Annotated in this window: 21 protein-coding genes; 7 read left to right on the top strand and 14 right to left on the bottom strand. The window is 66.8% G+C overall.

All coding sequences use genetic code 11. The features are described 5' to 3' along the window. Positions 1-25 precede the first annotated feature (25 nt). The 4 genes from WCE59_RS05950 to WCE59_RS05935 all read right to left on the bottom strand — a co-directional run bounded on the left by WCE59_RS05950 (position 26) and on the right by WCE59_RS05935 (position 4,747). Positions 26-469: an FKBP-type peptidyl-prolyl cis-trans isomerase gene (locus WCE59_RS05950; protein WP_343257812.1), complete on the bottom strand. Its 444-nt coding sequence runs from the start codon at positions 467-469 to the stop codon at positions 26-28. A 28-nt stretch (positions 470-497) separates the two neighbouring features. Next, on the bottom strand, positions 498-1,685 hold the full coding sequence (locus WCE59_RS05945) for a BaiN/RdsA family NAD(P)/FAD-dependent oxidoreductase (protein ID WP_343257811.1): 1,188 nt from the start codon (positions 1,683-1,685) through the stop codon (positions 498-500). A 268-nt stretch (positions 1,686-1,953) separates the two neighbouring features. Continuing rightward, positions 1,954-3,537, bottom strand: a complete 1,584-nt coding sequence (locus WCE59_RS05940; protein WP_343257810.1) for an N-acyl-D-amino-acid deacylase family protein — start codon at positions 3,535-3,537, stop codon at positions 1,954-1,956. 304 nt (positions 3,538-3,841) lie between these two features. Then, on the bottom strand, positions 3,842-4,747 hold the full coding sequence (locus WCE59_RS05935; protein ID WP_343257809.1) for a DUF808 domain-containing protein: 906 nt from the start codon (positions 4,745-4,747) through the stop codon (positions 3,842-3,844). A gap of 80 nt (positions 4,748-4,827) precedes the next feature. Between WCE59_RS05935 and WCE59_RS05930 the strand changes: the two genes are divergently transcribed. The 4 genes from WCE59_RS05930 to WCE59_RS05915 all read left to right on the top strand — a co-directional run bounded on the left by WCE59_RS05930 (position 4,828) and on the right by WCE59_RS05915 (position 8,078). Continuing rightward, positions 4,828-5,604, top strand: a complete 777-nt coding sequence (locus WCE59_RS05930; protein WP_343257808.1) for a YggS family pyridoxal phosphate-dependent enzyme — start codon at positions 4,828-4,830, stop codon at positions 5,602-5,604. After that, positions 5,601-6,464 (top strand): pyridoxal kinase, encoded by an 864-nt coding sequence (pdxY, locus tag WCE59_RS05925; RefSeq protein ID WP_343257807.1) that lies wholly within the window; start codon positions 5,601-5,603, stop codon positions 6,462-6,464. The genes WCE59_RS05930 and pdxY overlap by 4 nt, the downstream gene beginning before the upstream one ends. Positions 6,465-6,549: 85 nt before the next feature. Continuing rightward, entirely contained in the window at positions 6,550-6,795 is a 246-nt protein-coding gene (locus WCE59_RS05920; protein ID WP_343257806.1) for a DUF2249 domain-containing protein, read from the top strand. Beyond that, positions 6,792-8,078, top strand: a complete 1,287-nt coding sequence (locus WCE59_RS05915; RefSeq protein ID WP_343257805.1) for a hypothetical protein — start codon at positions 6,792-6,794, stop codon at positions 8,076-8,078. Before WCE59_RS05920 ends, WCE59_RS05915 begins: the two co-directional genes overlap by 4 nt. A gap of 32 nt (positions 8,079-8,110) precedes the next feature. Here the strand turns inward: WCE59_RS05915 and WCE59_RS05910 are convergent, their stop codons facing one another. From WCE59_RS05910 to WCE59_RS05895, 4 genes are read right to left on the bottom strand one after another with little or no spacing between them, the layout of a single operon-like run. Next, positions 8,111-8,689, bottom strand: a complete 579-nt coding sequence (locus WCE59_RS05910) for a hypothetical protein (RefSeq protein WP_343257804.1) — start codon at positions 8,687-8,689, stop codon at positions 8,111-8,113. Positions 8,690-8,746: 57 nt separating this feature from the next. Next, on the bottom strand, positions 8,747-9,289 hold the full coding sequence (locus tag WCE59_RS05905) for a hypothetical protein (protein WP_343257803.1): 543 nt from the start codon (positions 9,287-9,289) through the stop codon (positions 8,747-8,749). Then, positions 9,279-9,782 carry an RNA polymerase sigma factor gene (locus WCE59_RS05900; RefSeq protein ID WP_343257802.1) on the bottom strand — a complete coding sequence of 168 codons (504 nt, stop codon included), beginning with the start codon at positions 9,780-9,782 and terminating at the stop codon, positions 9,279-9,281. The genes WCE59_RS05905 and WCE59_RS05900 overlap by 11 nt, the downstream gene beginning before the upstream one ends. 3 nt (positions 9,783-9,785) lie before the next feature. Beyond that, positions 9,786-10,523, bottom strand: a complete 738-nt coding sequence (locus WCE59_RS05895) for a hypothetical protein (RefSeq protein WP_343257801.1) — start codon at positions 10,521-10,523, stop codon at positions 9,786-9,788. A 143-nt stretch (positions 10,524-10,666) separates the two neighbouring features. On the opposite strand from WCE59_RS05895, the gene WCE59_RS05890 reads away from it, so the two are divergent. The 3 genes from WCE59_RS05890 to WCE59_RS05880 all read left to right on the top strand — a co-directional run bounded on the left by WCE59_RS05890 (position 10,667) and on the right by WCE59_RS05880 (position 12,236). Then, positions 10,667-11,380: a pseudouridine synthase gene (locus tag WCE59_RS05890; protein ID WP_343257800.1), complete on the top strand. Its 714-nt coding sequence runs from the start codon at positions 10,667-10,669 to the stop codon at positions 11,378-11,380. Next, a complete protein-coding gene (locus WCE59_RS05885) occupies positions 11,380-11,631 on the top strand; it encodes a hypothetical protein (protein WP_343257799.1) in 252 nt (83 codons plus the stop codon). The genes WCE59_RS05890 and WCE59_RS05885 overlap by 1 nt, the downstream gene beginning before the upstream one ends. A gap of 176 nt (positions 11,632-11,807) precedes the next feature. Then, positions 11,808-12,236, top strand: coding sequence for a DUF2628 domain-containing protein (locus tag WCE59_RS05880; RefSeq protein ID WP_343257798.1), 429 nt, complete (start codon positions 11,808-11,810; stop codon positions 12,234-12,236). Between the two features lie 99 nt (positions 12,237-12,335). Here WCE59_RS05880 and WCE59_RS05875 read toward each other — a convergent pair whose 3' ends face one another. From WCE59_RS05875 to dapF, 6 genes are all read right to left on the bottom strand, one after another. Further along, complete coding sequence (locus tag WCE59_RS05875) at positions 12,336-12,662, bottom strand: hypothetical protein (RefSeq protein WP_343257797.1); 327 nt, start codon at positions 12,660-12,662, stop codon at positions 12,336-12,338. 879 nt (positions 12,663-13,541) lie between these two features. Further along, the gene (hslU, locus tag WCE59_RS05870) at positions 13,542-14,933 is read right to left on the bottom strand and encodes an ATP-dependent protease ATPase subunit HslU (RefSeq protein ID WP_343257796.1); all 1,392 of its coding nucleotides are present in this window, start codon (positions 14,931-14,933) and stop codon (positions 13,542-13,544) included. Continuing rightward, a complete protein-coding gene (hslV, locus tag WCE59_RS05865; RefSeq protein WP_343257795.1) occupies positions 14,933-15,484 on the bottom strand; it encodes an ATP-dependent protease subunit HslV in 552 nt (183 codons plus the stop codon). Before hslV ends, hslU begins: the two co-directional genes overlap by 1 nt. Positions 15,485-15,547: 63 nt before the next feature. After that, entirely contained in the window at positions 15,548-16,474 is a 927-nt protein-coding gene (gene xerC / locus WCE59_RS05860; RefSeq protein WP_343257794.1) for a tyrosine recombinase XerC, read from the bottom strand. Positions 16,475-16,504: 30 nt separating this feature from the next. Then, complete coding sequence (locus tag WCE59_RS05855) at positions 16,505-17,179, bottom strand: DUF484 family protein (RefSeq protein WP_343257793.1); 675 nt, start codon at positions 17,177-17,179, stop codon at positions 16,505-16,507. Further along, positions 17,176-18,003: a diaminopimelate epimerase gene (gene dapF, locus WCE59_RS05850; protein ID WP_343257792.1), complete on the bottom strand. Its 828-nt coding sequence runs from the start codon at positions 18,001-18,003 to the stop codon at positions 17,176-17,178. Before dapF ends, WCE59_RS05855 begins: the two co-directional genes overlap by 4 nt. Positions 18,004-18,014 lie beyond the last annotated feature (11 nt).

Below are 18,014 nucleotides of genomic sequence, written 5' to 3'. Positions count from 1 at the left end.
ATCCGCCGGCCGGCAACCACTGGCATCAGCGGATGTCGAGCAGTTCGACCTCGAACACCAGCGACGCGTTGGGCGGAATCACCCCACCCGCACCGCGGCGGCCATAAGCCATTTCGGCGGGAATGTGCAGCTCGCGCTGACCACCCACACGCATGCCGGCCACGCCTTCGTCCCAGCCCTGGATCACGCGGCCTGCACCGAGTGGAAACACGAACGGCTGGTCGCGCTCGCGCGAGCTGTCAAACGGCTCCCCGCGCAGATCATCCGCGCGCTCGTCGTAGACCCAGCCGCTGTAATGCACGCTGACCTCGTCGCCGGCTTCGGCCATCTCGCCCTGCCCTTCGCGGATTTCGATCTGCTTCATCTGCGCCACCGTGCCGCCGGGCGGCGGGCCGGGATCGGCGCAGCCGCTGACAAGGGCAACGGCACACAGGCTGGCGAGCAGGATCCGGACGGGCGCGAATGACATGGCTGTCTCCATAACAGGGGACCGAAGATTACACCGCCTGCCCCGCTGCATGACCCGAGGCCCAGGCCCACTGGAAGTTGTAGCCGCCCAGCCAGCCGGTGACATCCAGCACCTCGCCGACAAAGTGCAGCCCCGGCACCTGCCTGGATTCCAGGGTGGAAGACGACACGCCATCGGTATCCACCCCGCCCAGGGTGACCTCCGCGGTGCGGTAGCCTTCGGTGCCGCTGGCCACCAGTGGCCAGGCCGACAGCGTGCGGGCCATGTCATCCAGCTGCGCGGGGGTGTAGCGGCGCATGGGCTGGCTGTCCAGCCAGTGCTCGCACAGGCGCTGGGCAAAGCGGCGCGGCATGGCTTCACCCAGCAGGGTTTTCAGTTCGGCATCCGGGCGCTTGGCCTGCCAGTGCTGCAGCAGTTCGAGCGCGTCGGTGCCGGGCAACAGGTCCAGCTGCAGCGCATCGCCGGGCTGCCAGTAGGAGGAAATCTGCAGGATCGAAGGGCCGCTGACGCCGCGATGGGTCAGCAGCATGGCGTTGCGGAAAGCCATGCCGTTGCAGCGGGCTTCCACCGGCAGCGCCACCCCGGCCAGCTCGGCCAGCCGCTCCTGGTGGCGGCCGCTCAGGGTCAGCGGCACCAGCCCGGCACGGGTGGGCAGCACCTCGTGACCGAACTGCCTGGCCAGCTCATAGCCGAACCCGCTGGCGCCCATGCTGGGAATGGAAAGCCCGCCGCTGGCCACTACCACGCGGTTGGCCAGCGTGGTGCCCAGCCGGCTTTGAATGCTGAAGCGGCCGTCGTCCTGCACGTTGACCGCAGTAATCGCGCTTCTGGTCTCGATGCGCACGCCCACACGCTCGCACTCGTCCAGCAGCATCTTCACGATCAGCTTGGACGACTCGTCGCAGAACAGCTGGCCCAGCTCCTTCTCGTGCCAGGCAATGCCGTGCCGCTCAACCATCTCGAGGAAATGCCACGGCGAATAGCGCGCCAGGGCCGACTTGCAGAAATGCGGATTGGCGGAGATGAAATTCTCCGGCCCGGTGCCCGTATTGGTGAAGTTGCAGCGCCCACCGCCCGACATCAGGATTTTCTTGCCGACCCGGTTGGAGCCTTCCAACAACAGCACCCGCAGGCCGCGTGCGGCAGCCACCTGCGCGCACATCAGCCCGGCGGCGCCGCCACCGATCACCGCTACGTCTATGTGCTCGTTTTGCATCGGCGCATTCTATCGGGCTGGGCGGCGTTCACCCGCAGCGCGTCGGGGACGTAGCCCCGACCTACGGGGCACAAACGTCGTCCGAACCCGAGGGCGTCGGGGGGCGTAGCCCCGACCTACGGGGCACAAACGTCGTCCGAACCCGAGGGCGTCGGGGGGCGTAGCCCCGACCTACGGGGCACAAACGTCGTCCGAACCCGAGGGCGTCGGGGGCGTAGCCCCGACCTACGGGGCACAAACGTCGTCCAAACCAATACGTAGGTCGGCCCTACGCGGCCGACGCCCGACGCACGCTCCCATGCCTCAGCATCCGGCCGGCGGCCGCAATGCGCTCGCCGTCCTCGAACGCCGGGACGCCGTTCACCACCACCAGGTCGAAGCCTTCGGCCTGTGCGGTCGGCTCGACGTAATCGGCCCGCGCCCGCACCCGTGCCGGGTCGAACAGCACCAGGTCCGCCACCGCGCCCTCGCGCACCACGCCGCGGTCGGCCAGGCGCAGGATCGACGCCGGCAGGCCGGTGCACTTGCGCACCGCCTCTTCCAGCGTCACCAGCCCATCGCGCACCGCGAATTCCTCGATCCACTTGGCGAACGTGCCCGCGCCGCGCGGATGGCTGCCGCGGGGAGAGCCGTCGCTGGCAATGGCCACGTGCGGATCCAGCATCAGCCGCGCCTGCAGCGCCTCGTCCATCACGAAGTGCGCCGCGCTGCCGCCGCGCGGACCAATTTCCAGCAGCACATCCGGGAACGGCTGGCCGGCGGCTTCGGCCACCTGGGCCAGCGTCCGGCCCGCATGAGGGCCGCTGCCGAACAGCAGCGCTTCCGGCCCGCCGCGGCGGATCATGCGCGCCTCCAGCGCCGCGCGCAGCTCGTCGCGGCGCGATGCCAGTACTTCGCTGTAGTCGGTAGGCGGCATGGCCCACTCGGGAAACAGGATGCCCACGCCCGTGTAGCTGGCCGTATACGGGTAGGCATCGGAAGTCAGCTCCACGCCCGCGCGGCGGTATTCCTCCAGCGTCTCCAGCAGGCGCTCGGCGCGGCCGGTGCCCTGCCCGTACACCACCTTCAGGTGCGAAATATGGGTGCGGGCCGGGCGGCTGGCCTCGATGTGCTCGCGGATGGATTCGTCCACCCGGTCATCGTCTTCCGAGCGCATGTGGCTCATGGCCACGCCGCGGTGGCGCGCCACCGCCTGGCCCAGCGCGGCGATTTCCGTCTGTTCGGCGTACATGCCGGGCACGTATTCCAGCCCGGTGGACAGGCCGAACGAGCCGGCCGCCATGTCTTCTTCCAGCAGCGCTACCAGCCGCGCCAGTTCGGCGGCGGACGGCACCCGGGTGTCGTCGCCAATGCGTGCCTGGCGGCGCAGGGTGCCGTGCCCGGAACAGGTGGCCACGTTGATGTCAGGCCCGGCGGCTTCGACTGCCGCCATCCAGTCCGGCAGCCGGCGCATGCCATCGTCACCGGCGCCCGGGCTGCCACCATCCTGGCCCAGCACCACCGTGGTCACGCCCATGGCGAGGAACGGCTGGTAGGAGCGCTGCAGCGGATCGCCGTGTGTATGCAGATCGATGAAGCCCGGTGCCAGCACCCGGCCGCCGCCTGCGATTACGCGCGCGCCGTGGGATTCACTGCGCCCGACGCGGCCGATCTGGACGATCCGCCCGTCCACCACCAGCACGTCGGCGTGGCGCGCCGGTGCACCGGTGCCGTCGACCACCATCACGTCGCGCACCAGCAGCGGGGTCGCGCCCTGTGCATTCGCACGAGCACCCCACGGCAACACTCCGGCAACGGTTCCCGCCGCCATCGCCGCCAGTACTTCGCGCCTCGACCAGCCCCCATTCGACATCGCGTCACCTCCCACAAAAACCGCCCCCGAGTATGCCCACCCCCAGTAGGAGCGCGCCATGCGCGCGAAGCCGCGTGACATTAATTGTGGTCCCGCTACATCGTCCGGAAGTTATTTCCGGAGCCTCGCCGGCGGACCGGCGGGCCCATCCCCGGTCAGGACCCGCTGTGAATACGTCCATGTACGCTTGCCGGCGCCGTTCATGGCGCCGACAGTCCTGACCGGGGATGGGCCCACCGCTCCCTGGTGTTCGCGCCTATCTGCCGGAGCCGGATTCACGCGGCTTCGCGCGCATGGCGCGCTCCTACGCGGGGGTGGGTTTGCGCAGGCGCTGGAGGCCTTCGACGGCGGCCAGCACCACCACGCCCACCAGGATGCCGACCACGGCATTGCCTGCGATGCCAAGCAGTGCGCCGCCCATGCCGTCAGGCGATATCCGGTCGATGAACGCCTGCAGCGCGCCGATGCCGTGCACGAAGATTCCGCCGCCCACCAGGAACATGGCCGCCGTGCCCACCACGCCCAGGGTCTTCATCAGCCACGGCGCCGAAGCCACGATGCCGCGGCCCAGCCCTGCCAGCGCGCCGCCGCGGCGGCACAGCCACAGGCCGAAATCATCCAGCCTCACGATCCCGGCCACCAGTCCGTACACGCCCACGGTCATGCCCAGCGCGATCACCACCAGGGTCATCGCCTGCTGCGGAAACGACGCGCCACCCACCACGCCCAGCGACAGCACGATGATCTCGGCCGAAAGGATGAAGTCGGTGCGGATGGCGCCGCGGATCTTCTCCTTCTCCGCGGTCACCCGGTCCACGCTGGGATCGGCATTGCGTGCGGCGTGGGTCGCCTTGCGCTCGGCGTCCTGCTGCGGATGCAGAAAGCGGTGCGCCAGCTTCTCCGCACCTTCGTAACAGAGGAAAGCGCCGCCCAGCATCATCAGCGGGGTGACCGCCCAGGGCAGCCACACGCTGATTGCCAGCGCCGCCGGCACCAGGATCGCCTTGTTGAGCAGCGAGCCCTTGGCCACCGCCCACACCACCGGCAGCTCGCGGTCAGCGCGCACCCCGGTCACCTGCTGGGCATTGAGGGCCAGATCGTCGCCGAGCACCCCCGCCGTCTTTTTGGTCGCCGCTTTGGTCAGCACCGACACGTCGTCGAGAATCGAAGCGATATCGTCGAGCAGGGTAAGCAGGCTGGCACCGGCCATGGCGTCCGATCCTTCACGGAAAACGCGAGTGTGCCGCAACCCTTGTCAACGCCCGCACACGGCCCGCGTAAACTGGGGCAATGACCAATAACGACCCCATTCCCGATCTCGGTGCCGATCTCGGCGCCAACCTGGCCGCGATCCGCACCCGCATCGAAGCCGCCTGCCGCAGCGCCGGCCGTGACCCGTCCGAAGTTCGCCTGCTGCCGGTCAGCAAGACTGTTGACGAAGCCCGCCTGCGTGCGGCCTACGGTCTGGGCATCCGCGAGATGGGCGAAAACAAGGTGCAGGAAGCCCAGGACAAGTGGGAGGCCATGGGCGATCTGGCCGACCTGCGCTGGGTGCTGATCGGCCACCTGCAGACCAACAAGGCCAAGCACGCGGCCCGCTTCATCAGCGAGTTCCAGGGCCTGCACAGCACCCGCCTGGCCGAAACGCTGGACCGCCGCCTGCAAATGGAAGGCCGCGCCATCGACGTGCTGGTGCAGGTGAACACCTCGGGCGAGGACTCCAAGTTTGGCCTGCCGCCCGAGGAAGCTGAGGCCTTCGTGCGCACCCTGCCGGCGTATTCCTCGCTGCGGGTGCGCGGGCTGATGACGCTGGCCATGTTCTCGGATGACGAGGCACTGGTGCGCCCGTGCTTCGTGCGCCTGCGCGAACTGCGCGAGCGCCTGCGCCAGAGTGCGCCGGACGGCATCGTCATGGACGAGCTGTCGATGGGCATGTCGGGCGACTTCGAAATGGCCATCGAGGAAGGCGCCACTACGGTGCGCGTAGGGACCGCGATCTTCGGCGCACGCCCCACGGCCGACAGCGAGTACTGGCCCGGCTTTGCCGGAAAGAAGGACGACCCGTGAGTCAGCCCCCTACCCCGCCCCCTGCAGTGGGTGAGCGCATCGTCGACGTGGTCTCGGTGCAGTCGCAGGTGGCCTACGGCAACGTCGGCAACAACATTGCCGTGCCCGTGCTGCAGGCGCTCGGCCTGCACGTGGCCCCGGTGCCGACGGTGGTGTTCGGCAACACCCCGCACTACCCGACCATGCATGGCGGACCGCTGCCGCTGGACTGGTTCCAGGGGTTGCTGGATGACCTGGAAGCACGCGAAGTCGCCACCCGCGCACGCCGCGTGCTGGTCGGTTACCTCGGCTCACCCGAACAGGGCATGGCCCTGGCCGCGTGGATCCGGCGCATGCAGCGGATCAACCCGGAGCTGCGGGTGCAGATCGACCCGGTGATCGGTGACCACGATTACGGCACCTACACCGACCCGGCCCTGCTGCCGGTGTGGCGCGATCATCTGCTGCCGCTGGCCGAGGGCCTGTGCCCGAACCATTTCGAACTGGGCAAGCTGGCCGGTCGCAGCCCACACACGCTCGATGAGTGCCTGGATGCGGCCGAAGCCCTGCTCAGCGACACCACCCGCTGGGTGGTGGTGACCAGCGCCGCGCCGGAGCTGTGTCCACCGGACCGGATCCAGCTGGCCATCCTCGGCGACGGCGTACGCGAAGTGCTGGAGCATCCGCAGATCCCGCACCCGGTGAAGGGCGTGGGCGACATGTTTGCTGCACTGATTGCCGGCCGCCTGCACAAGGGCGCTGCCCTGGTCGATGCCGTGGACCGCACCTGCAACGATGTGGTCGACGTGCTGCGCCATGTCCAGGCACAGGGTTGGCAGGAGCTTGCCCTGCCGCGTCACATTGCCCGGCGGTTTGAATAACGGACGCGGACATCTTGATGCAGGTCATGGCAGCAAATACGCGCTGCGGGCATCGTATCCACACTCGAATTTCCACCTTTCCGCCATGTCCCTGCACCTCGATCTGCGTCATCTTCCCCCGCCCGAGCCCATGGAACGCATCCTCGACGCGGTGACGGCGCTTGCGCCCGGCGAATCCATCGACGCCCTCACCCCCTGCTGGCCCGCACCGCTGCTGCCGATCCTGGAAGCCCAGGGCTGCGCCTGGCGACGCGAACCCGCTGCTGACGGCCACGCCCGAATCCTCATCTTCCTGCGTGAAGACGCGGAGCGCTTTTCCGCCGCCGCATGAGCGGTCTCGACTTCGCCCAGGCACCACCGCCACAGCGCCCCCTGCGCTGGCTGCTGAGCGTCCCGGTGTGGGGAATCGTGGCCGGCGCCTTCCTTATCGCCCATGGCGAAAGCGCGCTGCTCAGCCGCTGGTCGCCGCACACCGTGGCGCTGGTGCACCTGTTTACCCTGGGCGTGCTGGGCAACGCCATGCTCGGCAGCCTGCTGCAGTTCCTGCCCGTGGCCGCCGGTACGCCCCTGCCGCTGGGCCGCTCGGCCGCGTGGCTGCACGCCGCGTTCAATCTGGGCCTGGCGGTGTTCACCCTGGCCATGCTGCAGATGCATCGCACTGGCTTGGGCGTGGCCAGCGTGCTGCTGGCCGTGCCGATCCTGGCGTTTGCCGCGGCCGCCTTGCCCGGCCTGCTGAAGCGCGGCGCCCAGCAGGTATTGCGCTCCGGACTGGCGATGGCGGTCCTGGCGCTGGCCGTGACCGCGGTGGCCGGCGCCGTGCTGGTGGCCATCCTGCGCGGCGATGTGCCTCTGCCGCTGGAATCGATCACCGATGCGCACGCCACCATCGGCCTGCTCGGCGCGGTGCTGGGGCTGATGGCTGCGGTGGGCAGCGTCACCCTGCCTATGTTCCAGGGCACCGAAAAGATCCCCGATCGCTGGCTCGGCGGCTGGATTGCCCTGACCGTGGTGTCGCTCGCCATCGGCACGACGCTGCGCATCTACACCGGCCTGCAACAGCCGCTGGTCGTCTCCGCCCTGCTGCCGGCGCTGCTGTTCGTCGGCACCTCGCTGTGGCTGCCGCTTCGCCGCCTCTACCAGCGCAACCCCACCCTGGTGTGGACGTGGCGATTGGGCACGCTGGCCGTCGGCGCCGCCTGCGTGATCACCCTGGCCGGCACCACCGCGCCGCTGTCATCGCAGGCTGTGTTTCTCGCCGGCACGCTGGCCATCGCCATCGGCCTGCCGATGATGCTTACCGGCATGATGCTGGAAATCATCGGCTTCCTCGCCTGGATCCACCTGCGCCGCGACTGCCCTCGCGGCATGCGCGTACCCGGCGTCGGCACCCTGGTGCCGGACCGCGACAAATGGATCGTGCTGGCGATGCAGCTGCTCACAGCTGCCGTGCTGATTGGCGCCGTGCTGGAGCCTGCGCTGCTCGCCCGTTCGGCCGGACTGATGCTGGTGCTGTCGTGGGCGACCGTGCTGACTGTGCAGCTGCGCGGGATGGGTCGGGCGCGGGCATTCCGGCGGGAGAACTTCCCGGCCACTGACGCAACGTCCGGCCCCTGATCAGCCTGGCCAATCAGGCCGACTTCCCAGCCTCATTGCCGTTCTCCGCAGCCGATCCTTTTCATCGACGCCAGGATCGCATCCGTACTTTCAGGGCTATCTGTCAACGCGAACTTCAGCTCCCCGCACATCCTGTTCCTGCTCATCCGCTGCATGGTCCCTCCAAGCGACCGATCCATGAATGTAAAGCGTGCGCGAGGCTCAGGCGCCAAGGTCTGAGAGGGACCAGGCGCGTAGATTCGTCGGCTGGGAAAACCCACTTCACCACTTGGCAGCGAAAGATCCAGCGCTGGGGTGCCTTTCCCCGGCCCTGCCTCCACTGTCGGGAGTGGCTTGTCTAGCGCTGGAATCGATTGCTCAACTTCCCTTGCACTGTGGTTTGGTTGCTGCGGGACGGTCACCGCCGTGGATGGAGGCGGTGCATCCGGGGCCTCTTCGATCCAGACCAACTGGATGACGGCATCTGCCGGAGCGCCGAGAGGGGCAAGTGGCCGCACACTGGCGTTCAGAAGCCATAGCAGCGCCACGTTGAACGACACGGACACCAAGACTGCCGCGATGCGGTCAATCCGCTGCCATTCTCCAAGACGTTCCATCGTCTTACGTCCCATGGTGCGATACCGATCTGTAAAAGCGAACCCGGCTTAGGTCAGCCCTTTCACAGCAGCCTATCCCGTAAGCCGATCACGCTCCACCCGCAGGCTTGCCATCCTGCGGCCAAGCAGCCAGGTCCGGACCATGACATAAGGAACGTAGCCGGCGGCAACAATCAGCAGCCCGGCCGGCAGGCGCTGGAAATTGACGGCCGGAAGCGTCAGGAATGCCAGCGGGATCATCAGCGCACCGCCGACCAGACCGAACCAGAGCGCTGCCACCTGGAACTTTGCCCGGCGCACTTCCGCGTCAATCATTCCCACGATCCCGCCAGCAGGAATGCCGAACAGCCGATAGCGCTGGCGGATCAGCAGGTAGCCCGCCTGCCATGCCACCACGACGGTGCAGGCGACTACCAGCCAGGTTCGTAGCTCGGGCTGCCGGGGCCAGGCCCAGGCCGACAGCACCAGCACCGCCAACATGCCGAAGAGTTCACCCATCAGGCCGATCCGGTTGCACCACCGGTAGCGCCGCATGCGCGAGCGCAATGCAGCCGTGTCGGGCGCGTCAGATGCACTCCACTGCGCAGCAAGATCACCCCAATCGTCATTTCCCATTTCGGCCTCCAAGCATGCCGCGCAATTGCTGCCGTGCCCGACTCAGGCGCTGGTCCACGGTGTTGTGGGCCACGCCCAGGATTTCAGCGATCTCGCGGTGGCCGAATCCTTCCAGCACAAGCAGCACGCACTCCCTTTGCCCACCTGGCAGTCCGCGTACCGCCTCCCGCAGCCGATCGCGCTCCTGCATCCCGTCGGCGTACTGCTCGGGACGCGGCGCAGTGGATTCCAGGTGCTCGTCCAGGCTGGCGCTGTCGGTGCGGTTGACCCGGCGCCTGACGTGATCGAGCGCGGTGAACTGCGCGATCCGGGCAACGAAGGCCTTCAACGGACCATCGCCGCGGTACGCCGGCAACGCCTTCCACAGCGCGACCGACATGTCCTGCACCAGGTCCTCGCGTGCGGCACTGGTCCGCGTGTATCCCGTTGCGATGCGGAACAGCATCGCGCCGTGGTCACGTAGAACCGCATCGATGTCAGTCGGCGACTTCAAGCTTCAGGCGTCCAGTACAGGCGCGAAAACGTCCCGATACGCTGCATAGCCGATGCAAAAGCCCGCAGGCAGAAACACCAGCAGCAGCAAGGGCATCCAGACCAGCGCGGCCAGCATCAGCACCATGGCCAGCGAATAGAACACCATTGGCTGCCAGCAGCGCTTGAGCAGCCGGGCGTTCTCCAGGATGGCCTGCCACAGCCCCAGTCCATCCAACATCATCCGGGGTCCGACAAAGAACAGGAACAGCATGGGGATAGCTCCTGAAGCAAGAACGGCGCCCATCTCCGCCCGGGAAAACCCGAGCCCGGCCACGTCTCCAACAGCCAGCGCGACCGCCTGCGCCGGGCTTCCAATCAAGGCGGCCATCGCTACCTGGATCGAGAACACCACGAAGCTGGCCAGCGCCAACCCCACCACCTGACGCCAGCGCAATGCAGTCTGCCGGGCGGTCGCACCTGGAGCGAACCTCTGGCGGCGCAGCTTGTGGTCAAGCATCACCAGCGCCCATGCCGAAACGGCCGGCGTCAGGAACTTGGACAGCACAATGCCCGCCCCCGGCGTCAGCTGGACAAGCGCTTCAAACACGATTGGCGCCAACACCAGCAACAGAATCCGCACCGGCGCAACGCGAAAGATCCGCCAGCCCTGTGCGCACCACGTGCCAACCCGCGTCCACCGCAGTCCCTTCCGCCCGGAAGCGAACAGGTCGCCGCGGTCGCCTGCCATTTCGATATTCATTTCCATATCCGTCCCCTTCCCAGTCAAGTTACGACTACAGACGAGTGGTCCGGGAAAAACCTGACAAGCCCGGGGCCCCATGACCCCACGCGTGCTATCTGCCAGACTTCTCTACCCTCCTGATTTCCGGTAACGCCCGCTCCATGCGCCTGAACAAATACATCAGCAACACCGGCGCCTGCTCGCGCCGCGAGGCCGACCGCCTCATCAGCGAGGGTCGGGTGACGGTCAACGGTCAGCGTGGGCGGGTGGGCTCGGAAGTAGGCGAAGGCGACACCGTCGCGATCGACGGCCAGCCGCTGCAGACCCGCACCGCCGCGCCCGGCAAGCGCCGCCACGTCTATATCGCGCTCAACAAGCCGGTTGGCATCACCTGCACCACCGAATCGTCGGTGAAGGGCAACATCGTCGACTTTGTCGGCCACCAGGAGCGCATCTTCCCGATCGGCCGGCTCGACAAGGATTCAGAAGGCCTGATCCTGCTCACCAGCAACGGCGACATCGTCAACGCCATCCTGCGCGCCGAGAACAAGCTGGAGAAGGAATACCTGGTGGGCGTGAACAACGCGGTCACCCAGGAAGCGCTGCGCGGCATGGCCCGCGGCGTGCCCGTGCACGGCCAGATGACCCTGCCGTGCCGGACCAGCCCGCTGGGCAAGTTCGGCTTCCGGATCGTTCTGGTCCAGGGCCTCAACCGTCAGGTCCGCCTGATGGCGGCCCACTTCAAACTGCGGGTCAAACAGCTGATCCGGGTGCGGATTGGACCGGTCAAACTGGCCCATCTCAAGACCGGCCAATGGCGCAATCTCACCGAAGCCGAACTGCGTGCGCTGCTGCCGGGGCAAACTGAATTCTGATGCGCGATCAATCAACCATCGCCGTCGGCGAGCTCTACCAGGGCATCCGCCACCAGCACTGGCAGGGCAAGACCTACCGGCAGTTCTGGACGTGGTTCAACGAACGCTGCATCCAGATCGTCGGAGCAGCGCAGGCGGATGAACTCGACGCCCTGGGCGCTGAACTGATGCAGGTGCGGGATGCGGTCGAGGCTGGCGGCTACATGGTGCCGTCGGACCGGCTGGACGAGCGCATCGAATCGGAGCTGTGAGCCGCTGAATTCCGTGCCTCGGAAAACCCCTACCCGGGCCTCGCGCAAACCCTGACCAATTCCCCCGCCCGTCCCCGACTGGCTGCCGGGCAGAAGCACTGCACACTTGCCAATTCCGGGCCAGTCGCGCCCACGGAACGTGGCGCCAACACCTGCGCCATTCATCAAGGAGGAGAATGATGCGAACTTTCAGGATTTTTCAGCACCCCACGAATGGGCATGAAGCCGTAAAGGTGGGCTTCTCATGGCCCTGCTTTTTCTTTGGTCTGCTATGGACCCTGGTCAAGCGGCTCTGGGTGCTATTCGCCGCGCTGCTCGGCGCTGTGGTCTTGATCAGCGTGGTGGAATTCGCCATCACCTCCAACATGAGCAACGAAGGCGCCTTGATGGTGTCCCTCATGTTGAACCTGCTCTTCATGGTTGGTTGGATCGTCCTTGCTGCCAAGGGCAATGAACTTCGCGAAGACAACCTGCGCGAGCGCGGATACCGCCTTGTAGGCGAACGTCAGGCCGAGAGCCCCGCAGACGCCATCGCTGCCGCAAGCCAGCCCGTCCAACCCGACAACATTGCGCCCCCGGCCACCCACGTGGAAGCGAACGCGTAGTCCAAGTGCCGCGGCTCTGGAGAGGAACAGGCCCGTCCAATGGCGGGCTTCTTCTTTGCCTGGAACTGACCGACTCGTCCGCCGGAGCCCCCCAGGATTTCACGGCCCGGCCAAATAGAACTCCACCTTCCCACAAGCGGGGCAGGCATAGATATCAAAACTCTCTCGATTGGTCAGAAGCCTGCCAGCGTCAAGCAGGACGCCTGGGCGCAGGCTGCCTTCATGAAACTTCATGCGGCGAACGAATTCCAGTTGCATGCTGCAACGTAGGCAATCCAGGATGCGCAGCATGTCCTTGGGCGGCCCTGCATCTGGGACGAATTCTGCAGCTGGCGGACTTCCATCAACGCCGGTGCCGCACTTCCAGCAGGTGGCGTAACCCTCTTCGATGGGCTCGCCGCAGGCCTTGCATATTTCAACAGCCATGTACGCTCCGTGTGGGACAACGACCTGAACCGAGCCGAATTGTCAGGGGCGAGCCGTTACTTGGCCAGCTCGCCGAGCACTATGGAACCCGCGTGCTACTGGTCCGCTCAAGAATGCATTGCCCTGAGCCTCGACATGCTCGTCCCGAAAGGTGAGCGGCACGGGAACGTCCGCAACGACGGTTGCGCTGAGGTCCGTGCAAATGATCTCGATGACGGTGCCGGCCCCAAAATCCGGAGATCCGCTCGTGAGGCGGAGAGTCCTCGGTAGAAGCTGCTTATCGAAAATGTCAATCAAACACGTGGCTGGAATCATGTTTGTTCAACGCACACTCTAATGAAGGCCCTATTAACACCTGATTTAAGCAGTTTTGGCTTGAGCGAATTGTTAGACGTGTCTCGAATGAACTAGCTTGCAAGGCGCACGAAGAAGTGGAAAATAAAATATCCGATTGCAGCAACGATGGCTGAGGAAATTGCAGTGAATATTGTCCAATAGATGGCGCCACCCGCAATAAACCATGCGGGGATCGCGACTGCCAAGCCAACGAGCATTGGACCGACAACAGCCCCGACCAGACGCTAGCACCGCCCTTCCCTTCGGGCAAATCACCCCCAATGAAAAGGCTTTTCTCCCAATCAAGGGAAAGTGTGCCCCGAAGCCGCGCCCCGTCGTGGCCGGGAGGCCTTTGCGCGTAAGTAAAGGAGGAGGCCGTAGCCGTAGGCGCAGGCCGGGGGACATGGAGCGCAAAGGCCTCCCGGCCGCGGCGGGGCCCCTCAGGTCACGGCGAGGAAAATCGAAGAAGCAGCCCCGGACTCGGGAGAATATCCATGAAAAAGCCCGCCAATTGGCGGGCTTTCTCCTGACAGGGTAGGTAGCTCAGAGGATATACCGGCTCAAATCCGGATCCTCTACCAGCCCACCCAGGTGCTCATCCACGTAGGCGCGGTCGATCACCACCTTTCCTGTCTTATCCGGCGCCTCATAGCTCAGGCTATCGAGCAGCCGCTCAAGCACCGTATGCAGACGCCGTGCACCGATGTTTTCCTGGCGCTCGTTCACCTGGGCGGCGATCTCGGCCAGGCGATCGATGGCGTCGTCACCAAACTCCAGCTCCACACCCTCGGTCTTCAGCAGCTCCACATACTGGGTGGTCAGGGCGGCCTTGGGCTCGGTGAGGATGCGCACGAAATCATCCTTGGTCAGGGCGTCCAGCTCCACGCGGATCGGGAAGCGGCCCTGCAGCTCCGGCACCAGGTCGCTGGGCTTGGCCATGTGGAACGCGCCCGAAGCGATGAACAGGATGTGGTCGGTCTTGACCGGGCCGTACTTGGTGCTGACGGTGGAGCCTTCCACCAGCGGCAGCAGATCGCGCTGCACGCCTTCGCGGCTGACGTCGGCACCGCTGCCGCCGCCTTCGCTGCGACGGGCGACCTTGTCGATCTCGTCCAGGAACACGATGCCGTGCTGCTCGGCGGCCTCGATGGCGGCCTCGCGCACTTCATCTTCGTTGACCAGCTTGCCGGCCTCTTCCTCAATCAGCAGCGGACGCGCGGCGCGGATGGTCATCTTGCGCTTCTGGGTCTTGGCGCCGCCGAGGTTGGAGAACATCTGCCGCAGCTGCTGGCCCATTTCCTCCATGCCCGGCGGGGTCATGATGTCGACGCCGCCGCCCATGCTGAGGTCCAGTTCGATCTCGCGGTCGTCCAGTTCGCCGGCGGCCAGGCGCTGGCGCAGCTTGCGGCGGGTTTCCGAATCCTGGCTGGAAGGCTCGGCGCCGATATCCACGGTGGCGCTCTGCTGCGAGGGACCGAAGCCGAAGCCCGGGGCCGGGGTTTCACGGCGCGGCAGCAGAGCGTCGAGGATGCGGTCCTCGGCGTTTTCTTCCGCCCGGGTACGCATGCGCTGCTTGGCCTGCTGGCGGAACATCTTGACCGCGGTGTCGGCCAGGTCGCGGATGATCTGCTCCACGTCCTTGCCCACGTAGCCGACCTCGGTGAAGCGGGTGGCTTCCACCTTCACGAACGGGGCGTTGGCCAGGGTGGCCAGGCGCCGCGCGATCTCGGTCTTGCCCACGCCGGTGGGGCCGATCATGAGGATGTTCTTGGGCATGACCTCGTTGCGCAGATCTTCGGCCAGCTGCATGCGGCGCCAGCGGTTGCGCAGCGCAATGGCCACGGCGCGCTTGGCGTCGGTCTGGCCGATGATGTGGCGGTCCAGCTCCTGCACGATCTCGCGCGGGGTCATGGTGGACGAGTTGTTGTCAGCCATCAGAGTTCCTCCACCACGACGTTGCCATTGGTGTAGATGCACACCTCGCCGGCGATCTTGATCGCCTCCACGGCAATGGTCCTGGGGTCCAGGTCGGTATGGGCGGCCAGCGCGCGGGCGGCCGAAAGTGCGTAGGGGCCGCCGGAGCCGATGGCGACCACGCCGTCATCGGGCTCGATCACATCGCCCGTGCCGCTGATGACCAGCGAGGTTTCCTTGTCGGCCACGGCCAGCAGGGCTTCGAGCTTTCCGAAGCGGCGCTCGGTGCGCCAGTCCTTCGCGAATTCCACCGCGGCGCGCAGCAGCTGGCCGTGCTTTTCGAGCTTGGATTCGAACAGTTCGAACAGGGTGAAGGCGTCGGCGGCGGCGCCGGCGAAACCGGCCAGCACCTGGCCGTTGCTGCCGAGGCGGCGCACCTTGCGCGCGTTGGCCTTCATCACGGTGTTGCCAAGGGTCACCTGGCCGTCGCCGGCGATGGCGACTTTGTCACCACGGCGCACCGACACGATGGTGGTGGCGTGGAAGACGTGGGGGTTCTGTCTGGGGTCCATGCGGCCTCCGGGGGTTGAACCCCCTGTTTGGGGGTCGGGCCCGGCTGATACAAGGGTGCGGAGCTACGTGGGATCGGGTTTGCGGCGGGCGCGGGGGTGGGCGGCGTCGTAGACGCGGGCCAGGTGGCCGAAGTCCAGGTGGGTGTAGATCTGGGTGGTGGCGATGTCGGAGTGGCCGAGCAGCTCCTGTACGCCGCGCAGGTCGCCGGAGGATTCCAGCACGTGGCTGGCGAAGGTATGCCGCAGCAGATGCGGATGCACGCGCTTGAACAGACCCTGGCGCTGGGCCAGCAGGCGCATGCGGGCCTGCACGCTGCGCGGGCTGATCGGCCCGCCGCCGCGACCGGGAAACACCGGCGAATCATTGCTGCCGCCGCTTTCCGCGCGCCAGTCTTCCAGCGCGCGCCGGGCATGCGAGCCCACCGGCACCATGCGCTGGCGGTTGCCCTTGCCGAGCACGGTGACCAGGCCGTCATCCAACTGCAGGTCGCGCCAGCGCAGCTGGCACAGCTCGCTTACGCGCAGGCCGGATGAATACAGCAGCTCCAGCATGGCGCGGTCACGCCGGCCCAGCGGCACATCGGTGGGCACTTCCACCAGGGCCTTGGCTTCGTCGGGGTCCAGCACCTGTGGCAGCTTGCGGTTGGCCTTGGGCGCGCGGATACCTGCGGTGGGATCAGCGGTGATCCGGCCGTTGCGCAGCAGCCAGCCGTACCAGCCGCGACAGGCCGAGAGCCTGCGCTGCAGACTGGCCGGCGACAGGCCGCGACGGTGTTCGGCGGCGATGAAGGCGCGGATGGCGGCGCCATCCAGTGACTCCACCTCCGCGCCCTGCTTTGCCGCCCAGGTGCACAGGGTGGTGAGGTCGCGGCGGTAGGCATCCAGCGTGTGTGTGGAGGCACGGCGCTCGAACTGCAGGTGGTCGAGGAAAGGCTGCGCCGGCGCGATGAGGTCGGTGGGCGCGGTCATCTCACGCGGCTTCGCGCGCATGGCGCGCTCCTACGAGTGCGAGGCTGGCCTTCAGGCATCGAAACGTTGGAGGGCGGCGACCAGGGCATCGCCCATCATGCGCAGGAACAGGGTGCCCATGCCGGGGTAGAAGCGGTTGGGATCGTGGGTGCCGATGGCCACCAGGCCCCAGCCCTCCAGCGGCAGGAGCGCACTGGAATTGACCTCTTCCACCCGCTCGCCATACAGCACCGCCTGCTTGTCCGGATGCAGACGCCCACACAGCGGTTCGCCTTCCTTGAGGAAATCGGTGAACGGCTGCAGCAGCCGGTCATCACGGGTGATCACCTGCAGCCAGTCGGTGTTCTCCAGCCCCGGCAGCGGCTGGAACAGCACGATCCGCACCAGATCCCCGGCAAAGTCCTCGGCCAGCGAGGCGGCCATGGCGCGCACGGTGTCGGCGGCGGTGGCCTGGCGCATCAGCGACAGGGTCAGCTGGTGGGTGCGCACGGCCAGGCGCTCGTTTTCCTGCGAGATCGCGAACAGGTCCTGCAGCCGGCGTGAGAGCTCGCGGTTCTTGTCGCGCAGCACTTCCAGCTGGTAGCTGGCCAGCGAGGCCGCCGGGCCGTCATCGCGCGGCACGATCATGCTCAGCGCCAGGTCCGGGAATTGCTGCAGGAACTTCGGGTGCCGGCGCAGCCAGGCGGCCACTTCGTGGGCGCCGATCTTTTCGACGGTCTCGGTCATGCGATCCACTCTCCTTCAAATACAAATGCGGCCGGTCCGGCCATCATGATGGGTTCGCCATCGCCGGGCCAGGCAATGTGCAGGGTACCGCCAGGGAGCTGCACCGCGATGTTCCGCCCCACCCGCCCGCGCCGCATCAGCACCGCCGCAGCCGCGCAGGCGCCGCTGCCGCAGGCCAGTGTTTCGCCTGCGCCACGCTCGTAAACGCGAAGGCGCACTGTGTCCGCATCCATCACCTGGGCAAAGCCGACGTTGACCGAATCAGGGAAGCTGCGCGACTGCTGCAGTGCAGGCCCCAGCCGGGCCACCGGTGCGGTATCGACATCGTCGACTTCAATCACCGCGTGCGGGTTGCCCATTGAGACCGCACCAAATTCGACCGTGGCGTCATCGATCTGCAGGCGATAGGCGTCTTCGGGGCTATCGAATCCAGCCAGCGGAATCGCGGCCGGGGCGAAATCGGGAACGCCCATGGCCACCTGCAGCTGGCCGTCCGCCAGCACGGTGACTTCATGCAGGCCTGCGGGACTGTCCACAGAGAACGCCGGCGCCTGGGCAGCGCCGTCCTGCAGCAGCCACGCGGCCACGCAGCGCGCGCCATTGCCGCACTGCCCGGCCGGCTGGCCGTCGGAATTCCAGATGCGGTAGGCAGCCACGGCGCCGGGCGAGCGCGCCGGCTCGATGGTCAGGATCTGGTCGCAGCCGACGCCGGTATGGCGGTGGGCCAGCGCCCGGCACAGCTGCGGCGTGGGCGGCGGGCGGCCGTCACGCAGGTCCAGCACGACAAAGTCGTTGCCGGCGCCGTGCATCTTGGTGAAGCGCATATGCGTGGAGC

The sequence above is a fragment of the Luteimonas qiangzhengi genome, assembly GCF_039548515.1.
Lineage (GTDB): Bacteria > Pseudomonadota > Gammaproteobacteria > Xanthomonadales > Xanthomonadaceae > Luteimonas.
Note: the sequence above shows the minus strand (reverse complement) of the source record. Positions and strands in the feature narration are given on the sequence as shown.